Source organism: Mesobacillus sp. ABV4_180 (assembly GCF_056158485.1).
The window spans coordinates 4,061,523-4,073,995 of record NZ_JBSWTJ010000001.1; the positions used below are offsets into that span (position 1 = coordinate 4,061,523).

The following is a 12,473-nucleotide window of genomic DNA, read 5'->3' on the forward strand; positions in this document are numbered from 1 at the left end:
GCATTGGAAGGGCCTTTTATTATTACTTTCTCTCTATTTCACCAAACTTCAATTCCCCAACCTTCTCATAACTGCCCATTTTATGGCTGGTTACTTTGGCTGGTGAAATGGCGTACATGGTGTCGCCGATGTAGAGCAGTCGCTGGATTTGTTTTTCCCATTCTTCGTAATAAGGCATGTCACCGTCAATATGGGTGATTTTTGACTTCAGTTTGAAACCGCTCGCTGGGTCTACGCCATAGATGTAAGCACCCTGGTATTCAAAAATCTGCTCGTATTCGTTCTCCTCGCTGTTCTGATAAACCGAAATCGGGAAGGCGAAAATGTCTTTATTTTTATTAAAAAGAAGTGCCTTATGATCGTGATTCAGTTGTGAGTACGTTCCTCTGCCGCCAATGATTTCAGTGAATTTCTCTTTTGGATTGGACATGTCGCTGACATCGAACAAGGAAATTTTCACTCCATCGGTGAGAATGCGCGGTTGTGTGGATCCTTTTTCCGCGACGATCTTAGTATCCTGGCCGAATCCGATGATATGGTTTTCATCATAAGGATGCAGGTAATTGCTGAAGCCAGGGATTTTCAGCTCGCCGAGCACCTTAGGGTTTGCTGGGTCGCTAGCATCAAATACAAACAGCGGATCTGTTTCTTTAAAAGTAACCATGTAAATACGGTCTCCCATGAACCTTGCTGAGTAAATCCTTTCGCCTCTCGCCAATCCCTCTATCTTCCCGGTTTCTTTCAAATTTTTATCGAGAATGTAGAGGTGGTTGGAAGATGGCCTCTTCTCATCCCATGCGTACCCTTTTGTCGTTACGAGACGGAAATAGCCATTGTGCTCATCCATCGAAAACTGGTTCAGCACTGTTCCTGGTACGGTTGCGGAGCTATGGTACTTTACATCCATCCCGCTGATCGCGAATTTATGGACATCGGTATCCGGAGCGATCACGCCGCGGTCTTCCATTTCCATCTGACCATAGTTTTCAACAGCCAGGTAGAGATTTTCCTTGGACATATAAAGCTGGCGGCCGCTTCCTAAATATGTGGTAATCTTGGCTTCCTTTTTCGGCTGGTCAAGATCGAGCGCAGCGATCATCGTATAGTTCGGCTCGCGTGACTCAGGAAAATAATGAATATCGTCATAACCAATCGTTTTTTCCTTAGAATCGAAAGCCGTGTCGGAATATTTCGGCCTGATATCAATGTCCCGATTTTCCTTCAGCAGCCAAAAATCTGGGTAATGCTGGGTGATCAGATACACGTTATTCTCAACCTTCCGAGATGATACATAGCCGCCTTCAAGCTCGACTTCACGAATCATCTTAGGCTCGGCAGGATTTTTAACATTGTAGACAATTACTTTCGTTGACTGGGTCATCGGTGCAATTTTCGCATCTTTGGCGACCTCGTCATATGGGCGTGCAAAATCATGATACTGATAGCCGATGACGACGAGTTTTTCATCCTCAAGGAACAGCTGATATGGGGAGAAATTCTCCTTGAAACGAATCGTCGCCAGCAGTTTCATCTGTGCGCCAGGCACCGCCTCAATGATCCGCACACGATCCTGCTCAGCCTGGAAAATACTTTGACCATCGGTTTTGACGATATCTGCCTCATCAACACCCTGGACTTGGACATTCGTCTGCGAGACATCGCCGCCACCTGCAGACTTATCGGCAGAAGATTTTGATTCCTCCATCGCGCCATCCCGTACGGAGATTGACTCCTTCAACCCCCTAAACCAGCCGCGGGACTTTTCCTCATCCTTGATGATTTGTTCAAAATAACCCGCAAGCTTTTCCTGCGAGCCCACGACCGGAAGTGTTTCTTTCACAAGAAACTTCCAGCTGTGCGCTGAGTTCAGCTCCCTGCCCAGGGCAGATTGAATGCCTTTTTTAAATTGAACCGTATACTCTTTTGATTTGAGGCCATATCCGTTTTCTGGAGGATGGATGTAAATGGTTTTATGGTCATCACCCAGCTCCAGCTTCGTGTCCAGCTTCTGTCCCTTGTCATCGGTCACATAAATCAAATCGGCGTCGAGACTTTCTTTAGAAATTTTTTCGGAAAACTGTAGCTTCCACACTTTGTTTGGCAGGACCACCTGCTCTCCCTCCCAGGCATTCACCACTTTGAACTGGGAAAAAGAATACACAGCCGCACTTACTAATGCAATGAGCAACAAACCACTTAAAATCCACCATTTTTTCATCCATTTTCAGCCCCTTTGAAAAATTAGACGGGGTTTTTCATTCCACGTTTCATTATTTAAAAGAAAAAATTTACATTTATTGTTCTTTAGGATTTTTCATAGCAAAAATTTATTTTTATAGCAAAAAAATAGGCTTTATAGCGAAAATCCTATTTTTATAGCGAAAAAATAATTATTATAGCGAACTGGAAATCCACTGTGATTTTCTCCATTTTTCCAATTAAGTTTTCCTCCAATCAACGCTTCTCCTTTCCGGAATGTTTAAAGCTCATGTTATGATGGGTATAAAGATATGTTGTGAAATGAGTCTTTGAGCGAGGGAATATAAATGGCAATCCTGATTGTGGATGATAATGAAGCAAATTTATTTGTGATTGAAAAGTTATTGAGCAGGGAGGGCTATACCGACCTTCTTTCTTTTACATCGGCGAACGACATGTTTGCCTACCTGGAATCGGATAATTCTTATATCGTCGCAGAGCAGGTGGATGTCATTTTGATGGATATCATGATGCCCGAGGTGGATGGGATCGAGGCTTGCCGGATTCTCCAGGAAATGCCCCACATAAAAGATATTCCTGTCATCTTTGTGACTGCTTTGGAGGATACCTCCAAGGTCGTTGAGGCACTGGATGCCGGCGGGATGGACTATTTAATGAAGCCAATCAAGAAAACGGAGCTGCTTGCCAGAATCCGCGTCGCGTTAAGGCTAAAATATGAAAAAGACTGGCACAAAAAGCAGGAAGAGAAAATTGTCAATGAGCTTGAGCTTTCCATGCAGGTGCAAACAAGCTTATTAAGCCAGCCGGTCCAAACAGAAAATTTGATGATCAAAGCTTCCTATCTTCCAGCCTTCAAGCTTGCTGGAGATTTGTATTACTGGCATAAAATCGATGAACACCGTTATGCAGCCATCCAGCTCGACATGATGGGGCATGGCATTTCTTCTTCGCTTGTATGCATGTTCATTTCCTCCGTCCTGCGTGACTCGATCAGGTCAAATCCTGATCCGGAATACGTGATTGGAGAGCTGAATCGCTGGATGAACTCGCTTAATCTGTATAATCAAAAAATCCCATATTACTTTACTGCGCTTTATTTGACGCTTGATACGGCTGAGCGAAAAATCGAATACATCAATGCCGGCCATCCTACGGCACACGCATTGATTGACGGAAACCACGTCGCTGAGCTGAAAAGCAATACATGCGCTGTAGGATTTTTTCCCGATATACATACGAATAAGAAAACGATCACTTATTCTGAATCACTACAAATCCTGATTTGTACCGATGGTGTCCATGAAGCCATCGATAAGTACGAGCAGGCCGGTACTGAATTTTTAAAAGAAAAAGCAATGACCTTACTCGATTGTGCAGAAAATCATGCACCGCTTGATTTGATCCTGACCCCTGAACAAAAGGAATCCGGAACAGATGATATGTGCATCGTGCTGATCCAGGCAACTTAAAAAAGACATTCAGCCTAAATCAAAAAGCTCCAGTGCCTTGGACAAGGGCTGGAGCAAGATCATCTTTTCATCCTCAAAAAAAAAGCAGAAATCCTATACCCATGGATTTCTGCTTTTTTTGCGGTAAATTTTCTCTTTTGAATTGAATGCTTCCAGGAATCCCTGGTCTGTTCGCGCGGTTTCCTTCGTTCCGAGCCCGAGGAAGCCTCCGTGGCTCAGGCTTTCGTCGAACAAACGGAAGACTTGCTGCTGCAATTGCAGATTGAAGTATATCAGCACGTTCCGGCAAATGATGAGATGGAATTCATTTAAGGAGCCATCTGTCACGAGATTATGCTGGGCAAATACCATGTTTCTTTTTAAAGAAGGATTGAGATGTGCCGCTTCACTGTCAGCAATGTAATACTCCGAGAACGACTTCGTCCCTCCAGCCTGAATATAGTTCTTCGTATAGGCTTGCATTTTATGCAGTGGCATGACACCGTATTCCGCTTTCTTCAGCACGGTTTCATTCATGTCGGTCGCATAAATCTTAGTTCGGTCTGCAAGGCCTTCCTCCTCGATTAAAATCGCCATCGAGTAGGCCTCTTCCCCAGTCGAACAACCGGCATGCCAGATTCGGATTTCCGGAAGGTCCTTCAACAGAGGGATCACTTCCTCGCGCAGCGCTTTGAAGAAGCTCGGATCCCTGAACATTTCTGTCACATTGATTGAAAAATCTTTGAGGATGTCGGTTAACACCCTCTCATCATGGATCAATTTTTCAGTAAGACTCGTAATGCTTATCAATTTTTCAGCATTCATCCTTGAAGTGACTCTTCTCTTGATGGAGGAACGCATATAATTCCTGAAATCATAGCCAGAAAGGCGATAGACGGCCAGCAAAAGCAACTCAAGTTCTAAATCTTCTTTGTTCACTTTCAACCCTCTGCTTTCCTTTTCATCCGCCCGCTCTTAGGAGAGCCAGACTCGCATAGCTGATAACAGCTGATCGAGCTTCATCGGTTTGCTGATATAATCATTCGCACCTGCATCGAGGCATTTTTCACGATCGCCCTTCATCGCTTTTGCAGTCAGTGCGATGATCGGGGTCTCTCTATTCCTTTCGGTCTGACGGAGATTCCTCATCGTTTCATATCCATCCATAACCGGCATCATGATATCCATCAAAACTATATCAACCTTGTCCAGCTCTTCCATCTTCTCCAGGCAATCCATGCCGTTTTCTGCGGTAACAACTGTCATGCCCTCTTTTTGCAGCAGGTTTTTCAAGGTGAAAATATTTCGGTGGTCATCATCTGTTATCACAACGGTTTTACCACTCAGGACAGAGTCTCCCTGCTGGACTTCCTGTTCTGCTGCCGGCAATTCCTCCGCCGGCATTTCAGGTGCAACAAGTGCAGGCACCTCTTGTTCGATCGCAGCTGCCACTTGGTCATTCATTTCCATATTCATTAACGCAGGGTATCCGTTCGGCAAGTTCGGAATGATCACGGTAAAAGTGCTTCCCTTGCCTTCCTGGCTTCTTACCTTACATAATCCCCCAAGCAACTGGGAGAATTCCCTGGAGATGGAGAGGCCAAGGCCTGTTCCGCCATATTTTCTCATGATTGCTCCATCCACTTGCTGGAAGGCTTCAAAAATCATCCGCTGCTTGTCCTTCGGTATGCCGATGCCAGAATCCGTTACCGAGAACTTCACCCATGTATCAGAATGGCCGGCAAACGGGCAGCCGAGTGTTTCCCTTTCAGAGGCTTTCTCAATCTTTATGGAAACAGAACCATGGTCCGTAAATTTAAACGCGTTTGAAAGCAGGTTTTTCAAGATCTGCTGCAGACGCTGTTCATCTGTATAGATAATTGGCGATACTTCGTCAGACAGGCTGACGGTAAAATCAATATTCTTATTCTTTGCTACCTGGGCGAACTGTCTTTCTAATCGATCGGAAAATTCATCGAGGAAGACTTCTTCAAAGCTCACTTCAAGCTTTCCAGCTTCAACCTTCGAAAGATCAAGGATATCATTGATCAAATTCAATAGATCCTGGCCGGATGAATGAATGACCTTGGAAAATTCCTTCTGCTCTTCCGACAGTCCATGTTCCTGGTCATCGAGCATCATCTCAGAAAGGAGCAGGATGCTGTTCAGCGGCGTCCGCAGTTCATGCGACATATTCGCAAGGAATTCCGATTTATAAGTCGAGCTCTGTTCGAGTTCTCTCGCCTTCTGCTCCAAATCTTCCTTGGCTGCCTGAAGCTCTTCCGATTTCAGCTCAGCATCATGCGAACGTTCCTCCAGCTGCTCATTCGTCATCCTCAGCTCTTCGGTCTGCATCTGCAATTCCTCTGATTGAGCCTGCAATTCCTCAGACTGAGATTGGAGCTCCTCAGATTGTGCCTGAAGTTCTTCCGTCTGCGCCTGGGATTCTAGCAGGAGACGCTCCACTTCCATGCGTCCGATGATATTCGTGATTCCAATTCCAAGTGTTTCAAGGACATTTTCAAGGAGCTTTTGGCTGCCCGGATTGAACATCGACAAACTTGCGATTTCGACAACGGCGATGACTTCATCCTTCAGCATGACAGGCGCCATAATGATGCTTTTCGGTGCGGCCTCTCCAAGTCCTGTTGATATCACTCGGTAATCTGCAGGAACTTGATCCAGAAGAAGAGTCCTCTTTTCAACGGCACACTGTCCGACCAACCCTTCATTCTCGACGAATCCTTCCCTGCCCTGGCCATCGGCATAGGTGCCTACCTTTCTAAAACGAGCTTTTCCTTCCGTCTCATCTTTCAGGTAAAAGGCTCCAAGACTGCCGCCCATAAGCGGGGTCAGCTTCTTGATAAAATTCTCTGCAAGGGCAGAAACATCGACATGCCTGCTGTAAATCTTGACGATCTCAGCAGAATTGGTCTGAATCCAGTTTTGCTCCAGCATTTCTTCATTGTATTTCTTTTCCTTCTGTGTAAGGGTCTCAATGGAAGCAGCCATCGAATTGTACACTCTGGCAATCTCCCCGAACTCACCCTTCACTTCTTCATTCATCCTCGGAATCGAAGATAAATCATCATAATCAACATTCTTGATCGTATCCGTAAAAGATTGGACAGTACCAACCGTATCCCTGATGACCCAAAGCATGACACCTGCAATCAGGAGGATGGCAAATAAGACTAATCCGATCAATCCTATGACAAGATTGTCATAAGTACCCGTCGCTTCCTTTAAAGCAGTATCCATCAAAGATTCCTGATAACTCTTAAATTCTTCAATTTTACTGAATAGTTGATCCCTCTCGGCAATTTCGTTTTGATAGATTGCCTGCAATTCACTCAGACTTGCGCCAGCTTGCTGCTTCGTGCGGATTTGGTTCTCCATTTCAGCGTAAGCATTAAACAGATTCTGAACTTGAGCAATCAAAACAGTGGATTTCTCTTGATTTAACTTCGTTTCCAGTTCAAGAAGTCTTTGGCTTATGTCCATAGAATCGGCTGATGTTTTTGTAACGTCTATATTTAAATCATTTCCGTTATTTTCTGTGATTAACTGAACAAGGTTTCTGTCTTTTTGGTAAAGCTGCTGACGGATTTCGGTCACTTCGCTCACCTTAACATAACGGTCCTCAACTATTTCAAGCAGGTTTTCCCTGATTGAATTCATCATCACAAGAATGGTAAACAATAAGAGGAACAACAAGAATACCGTCAGTCCCAAACCGACATATTGCTTCCTTTTAAAGCCCATCTGATCGCCTGCTTTCCTATTAACTTTTCTCATAAGATTAAATATAGCAAAATTCCCTTTGGTTTACTATTTTTAACTGCTGGAAATACTGGCTGGGGAATATGCTTCGTAAGCAAGAAAAAAAGCCCTCACATTAAGGGCTTCTACTGCTCATCCTTCTTTTGTTCCTGTTCTTTCTCAACTTCCGCTGATTTTACCTTTTCTGCCGGCTCTTCCGGTACATCCTCAACGAAAATCAAAACCAATACAAATGTAATGATGAAACCCAGTGTGAACCCCATCCATGGTTTTTCCCTGTATTGCTTCCCCTTTTGCTCCTGTGCATATAGCCACATTCCCGCTATGTAAACGGCCACTCCGATTAAACCGATTGGCGCAGCCAGGCAAAAGAATAGCAAAACGAGCAAACCAACAATCAAGATTCCCCATTTAACTGCCTTCATTCGCAGATCCCCCTTAGGATTATATTACCAATTATAACAATTTAAGAGAATGAAAGGCTATGGAAATTTTCACAAGAGCATCAGTATTTCACAAAGCCAGGAACCTTTCTATTCCTTCACAACTTGTATTCTACTAATAGCTGGATTAAACACCCGTCATCCCTGAAAACAAAGTCCCGATGTATGCAAAGATCAGGCCAAGAATGAAGAATCCGATGGAAATGCTCCATGCCCATGCTTTTGATAAGCCGGCCAGGCGATTCAAGCCAATTGCAGTTACGATGACCTGCCAGATGGCGAATACCTCGAATGACCCAAGAACTCCCGGGCTGCTGCTATTTACCAATCCAGCAAGGCTGGTGACCATAACGTCCGGATTTCCGCCAATGGCTGCCCTCAATGCCATGTTGACGACCAATCCTACAGCGCCAATAATCAGAATATGAGTATTCATTGAAAAAAGCTGCCTGAATGTAGCTCTAGATTTTGCTATTTTTATAAAAATCATATAAATGGCACTGGAAACCAATGCAACGACTGCCGGCGTCAGAATTCCTGTAATCACGACGGTAACTTTTGAAAAAGCCAATGCAATCTCCAACTCTTCTTCACTCATTCCATCTATACCAAGGTAGGAAGCATCCATGGATAATGACATTAAGTACGTTCCCATAGCGTATACGATTGTGATCAAAATTAACGGAATCCAGATCCTCGGGTTTTCCCGCATCTTATCAAGTTGCTCCCCCGGTCTTATAAACATTCCAATCAAACTGGGCTTTCTTTTAACTTCGTTCTCCATTTAAAACACTCCATTCTAATCTCTTTGTCTCTCTTTTTACGGAATAATATGTAAAAAGTTTCAAAAAATATAAAAAAATAACAGCCCCTCCTGGAAGAGAGACTGTCATTTTGAAGATTAGCAATCTACATTTACATAATTAGCAGCGGCCACCGAAACAACAACGCCAGATCCTCCGGAAAATGCAATAAGCAAACAGGATGATTGCCAGCAAACCGATAACCCCGATAGCGCCACTAATAAAATAGGCGAGTCCACCAAGGCCGATAGAATAAAGGAATGCTGCAATAACACCGAACTTAGCTAACAGCAACAACCCTATACCGACCAGGACCGCAAGAAACACTTCAAACACACTGCAAGTAGAAAGACTCATCATCTTCACCTCCAATAATTCTGATCACCATATCATATGCATAAAGATTACAGCTTGTTTGTGTGTTGTAAAAAAGGGGCGGATGCAGTGGTGGTGTTCAAACTCAGCGTCCTCGGTCATCTTTTAAATTGAAACATTTTCCGTTCTCATTCGTATTAAATCCTGCAAGCTTAACAATCGCCTTTGAATTCAGTACACTATTTAGCAACACCATCATAAATAGGGAGCTTTCTTTAAAATGGATAAACAACAAACAAGCTTAAAACCTTTTATTTCCCTGATTCTGTCGACGAATATTCCGAAGGCTGTCCTGTTTGCCGGTCTCGCGGCGAGTATCTTCACTACCATCGCCGGGCTGGCAGTGCCAATCCTGACGAAGAATCTGGTTGATGGTTTTTCAGTCGAAGCGATCAGCATCCCTCTTGTCATCGCGATTGTGGCCGCCTTTGTGATTCAGGCTTTGATCAGCGGAATCTCCATTTACCTGCTCAGCTATGTCGGGCAAAAAGTCGTGGCGAGGCTGCGAGAACGGATGTGGTCGAAGCTGATCCGTCTGCCGGTCCGCTACTTTGATAAGCAGGCCAGCGGTGAAACGGTCAGCAGGATTGTGAATGACACGAGCATTGTCAGGGAGCTGATCACAAGCCATTTCCCGAATTTCGCGACAGGCATCATTTCGATCATCGGCGCTGTCGTGATTTTGCTCGTAATGGATTGGAAAATGACGCTGCTCATGCTCATTTCCGTTCCGCTCACACTGGCGATCATGATGCCGCTTGGCAGGAAAATGGCGAAGATTTCGCGCAGCCTCCAGGATGAGACCGCTGTTTTTACCGGTCAGATCACCCAGACTCTCGGAGAGATTCGATTGATGAAAGCTTCCACCGCGGAAAAAATCGAAGAGGACAATGGCTATAGCGGAATTAATAAACTGTTCAGCTTCGGCCTGAAAGAAGCCCGGATCTTCGCATTGATTGGTCCGATTATGCAGCTGATGATCATGGTCGTTATCGTCATCATTATCGGATACGGCGGCATGCGCGTCGTCAACGGAACAATGTCGACCGGCTCGCTCATCGCCTTCCTGCTCTATCTGTTCCAGATCATCATGCCGATCACCTCGTTCGCGATGTTCTTCACCCAGCTGCAAAAAGCGAAGGGCGCGACAGAACGGATCATAGAAATCCTCGACCAGCCCCTGGAAGGAGGGCAAAAAGGCATGGAGATGGACATCAGCAACATGCCCGTCACCATCGAAAATGTGTCTTTTGCCTACAGCGAAGAGGAACCGGTCATTGAAGGAGTATCTCTGGATGCGCAGCCAGGCCAGATGGTCGCTTTCGTCGGTCCAAGCGGCGGCGGGAAAACGACGATGTTCGGCTTGCTGGAACGATTTTACGAACCGACCTCAGGAGAAATCAGGATTGGCGCAACACCGATCCAGCAACTATCTCTCCATTCCTGGCGCTGTCAAATCGGCTATGTTTCGCAGGAAAGCGCGATGATGGCCGGAACCATCCGTGAGAATCTCTATTACGGATTGGAAGACGGTGAAAAAACTCCAGATGCTCGCTTGTGGGAAGTCGCGAAAATGGCTTATGCCGATCAGTTCATCGAGGAATTCCCCAAAGGGCTTGATACCGAAGTCGGCGAGCGGGGCGTCAAGCTCTCCGGCGGCCAAAGACAGCGGATCGCGATTGCACGTGCCTTCCTCCGCGATCCGAAGATCCTGATGATGGATGAAGCAACCGCCAGCCTCGACAGCCAATCAGAAGCCATCGTCCAAAAAGCATTAACCCGCCTGATGGAAGGGCGGACGACATTCGTCATCGCGCACAGACTATCAACGATCGTGAACGCTGACAAAATCGTTTTCATCGAAAAAGGAAGAGTCACCGGTATGGGCACACACCAGGAGCTCATCCAGACACATGATTTATACAGGGAGTTTGCACAGCAGCAGCTGGCTCAGTCCATGTAAAAAGGAGGATCCGCTTGTGGCGGAACCTCCTTTCTCTTATTGAAACACCAGAACCGTCCCTTTGTTTTCTGAAACACCAGAACCGTCCCCATGTTTCAAACAAATATAATCTCCTCTGTCGCCCTATAATCCCGCGGAGAAAGTCCGACGTATTTTTTGAAGGTGCCGCTGAAGTAGTTTGGGGTGTTGTATCCGAGTTCTTCGGCGATGGCTTCGACTGTATGGTCGGTGTGGCGGAGCATCCAAACGGCGCGCTGCATGCGGACGAAGGTGACGTACTCGACGAAGTTCCGCCCTGTTTCCTGCTTGAAGATCCGGCTGAAGTACGGGACGCTGAGATTGATTTGATCTGCCACCTGTTTGATGGACATATCCTCGGTACAGTACTGGGCTATATAGTCTGTGCACTTTTGAATCTGGACATCCTTCGTGATTTCTTCATAATAACGAAGCGAAAGCCTTTCATATGGCGAAGTCCGCCTTGCTTTGCATGCTTCCTTGTACGAATGGTGAAGGAGCAGCGGTTCGCGGTAGACTGATCCGGCTCCTACATATAGCTGGATTCCATATTCTTTTTCCAAAGCTTCTATTGTTTGAAGAATCCGTTCCTCGCCTTCTTTCCAGTGCTTTAACGAACCATGCTCAGAAGGAACCTGGAAAAGCATGAGCAAATGCTTCCTATAAGACAGGAAGGTGACCTGATGCCCTTCGAATTGTTTTTTGAAAAAATCCTGGATGACCGTCGGTGCCTGCCAGCCTTCTTCCATCCTGCAGGCAGGGCAGCGGACAAAGCCCTGGATGAAACAAACCACATTCGGGACTGCCTCTCCCGGCATGAAAAAGCGCGACTGAAGTAGCTCTTCCTCGGTCTTCACCTCGCCAGCCAAAAGCTTGCGTAAAAATGCTTCTTTAAAAGGCAGGCTGTTCCGGTTCAGCGCGGCCTGCTCCATATCAAAAGGATTGTATAAATCCTCATTATCTATGAATCTTTCACTATCAAGTTCTTCAATCGCCCTCTTCAATGTCCGCAGGAAAATACGCTTTTTTACCGACTTTACCAGCAAGTATGTAAGTTTGAACTCGATCGCGAGCGGAGAGGTGTGCAATAGTGATGGGTCAAGCAGCGGAATGACCCTGCATTCTTTGTTGCGCTTGCGGAACCGGTGTATTTTTACCCAATCGTGCCATTTGTTCACTTCAATGATCGCTATATTCAAATCATTCTCGTCAGCTGCGAGCTTACAACTCTCCCGGCATTCCGCTAGAATCCAGTCCGCCAGCTTCCCGTATTCGCGTTCATCTTCGACCGCAAGCAATAATGTATACAACCCTCTCGCCTCCTTTCGTCCTATGCAAGGAATTGAATAAAAATCGAAAATATATTAAATATTTGTATATTTCTGATAATTTATTGTAAGGTATTGGACATTCCTCTGTC

9 protein-coding genes are annotated in these 12,473 nt (G+C 45.5%); 2 read left to right on the forward strand and 7 right to left on the reverse strand.

Features of this window, described 5'->3' with window-relative positions; genetic code table 11:
- Positions 1-22 precede the first annotated feature (22 nt).
- Positions 23-2,218: a beta-propeller domain-containing protein gene (locus ACXAEA_RS20675; RefSeq protein ID WP_475097724.1), complete on the reverse strand. Its 2,196-nt coding sequence runs from the start codon at positions 2,216-2,218 to the stop codon at positions 23-25.
- Between the two features lie 328 nt (positions 2,219-2,546).
- On the opposite strand from ACXAEA_RS20675, the gene ACXAEA_RS20680 reads away from it, so the two are divergent.
- Positions 2,547-3,689 carry a PP2C family protein-serine/threonine phosphatase gene (locus tag ACXAEA_RS20680; RefSeq protein ID WP_475097725.1) on the forward strand — a complete coding sequence of 381 codons (1,143 nt, stop codon included), beginning with the start codon at positions 2,547-2,549 and terminating at the stop codon, positions 3,687-3,689.
- Between the two features lie 93 nt (positions 3,690-3,782).
- On the opposite strand, the gene ACXAEA_RS20685 is transcribed toward ACXAEA_RS20680, so the two are convergent.
- The 5 genes from ACXAEA_RS20685 to ACXAEA_RS20705 all read right to left on the reverse strand — a co-directional run bounded on the left by ACXAEA_RS20685 (position 3,783) and on the right by ACXAEA_RS20705 (position 9,054).
- Positions 3,783-4,607, reverse strand: coding sequence for a CheR family methyltransferase (locus tag ACXAEA_RS20685; protein WP_475097726.1), 825 nt, complete (start codon positions 4,605-4,607; stop codon positions 3,783-3,785).
- 36 nt (positions 4,608-4,643) lie between these two features.
- The gene (locus ACXAEA_RS20690) at positions 4,644-7,433 is read right to left on the reverse strand and encodes a response regulator (RefSeq protein WP_475097727.1); all 2,790 of its coding nucleotides are present in this window, start codon (positions 7,431-7,433) and stop codon (positions 4,644-4,646) included.
- 143 nt (positions 7,434-7,576) lie between these two features.
- Positions 7,577-7,876 carry a hypothetical protein gene (locus ACXAEA_RS20695; protein WP_475097728.1) on the reverse strand — a complete coding sequence of 100 codons (300 nt, stop codon included), beginning with the start codon at positions 7,874-7,876 and terminating at the stop codon, positions 7,577-7,579.
- 145 nt (positions 7,877-8,021) lie between these two features.
- Positions 8,022-8,678 (reverse strand): YknW family membrane protein, encoded by a 657-nt coding sequence (gene yknW, locus ACXAEA_RS20700; RefSeq protein ID WP_475097729.1) that lies wholly within the window; start codon positions 8,676-8,678, stop codon positions 8,022-8,024.
- A gap of 139 nt (positions 8,679-8,817) precedes the next feature.
- A complete protein-coding gene (locus tag ACXAEA_RS20705; RefSeq protein ID WP_475097730.1) occupies positions 8,818-9,054 on the reverse strand; it encodes an ABC transporter in 237 nt (78 codons plus the stop codon).
- A 238-nt stretch (positions 9,055-9,292) separates the two neighbouring features.
- Here ACXAEA_RS20705 and ACXAEA_RS20710 point away from each other — a divergent pair, with 238 nt between their 5' ends.
- The gene (locus tag ACXAEA_RS20710; RefSeq protein ID WP_475097731.1) at positions 9,293-11,035 is read left to right on the forward strand and encodes an ABC transporter ATP-binding protein; all 1,743 of its coding nucleotides are present in this window, start codon (positions 9,293-9,295) and stop codon (positions 11,033-11,035) included.
- A gap of 95 nt (positions 11,036-11,130) precedes the next feature.
- Here ACXAEA_RS20710 and ACXAEA_RS20715 read toward each other — a convergent pair whose 3' ends face one another.
- A complete protein-coding gene (locus ACXAEA_RS20715) occupies positions 11,131-12,363 on the reverse strand; it encodes a helix-turn-helix domain-containing protein (protein WP_475097732.1) in 1,233 nt (410 codons plus the stop codon).
- Positions 12,364-12,473 lie beyond the last annotated feature (110 nt).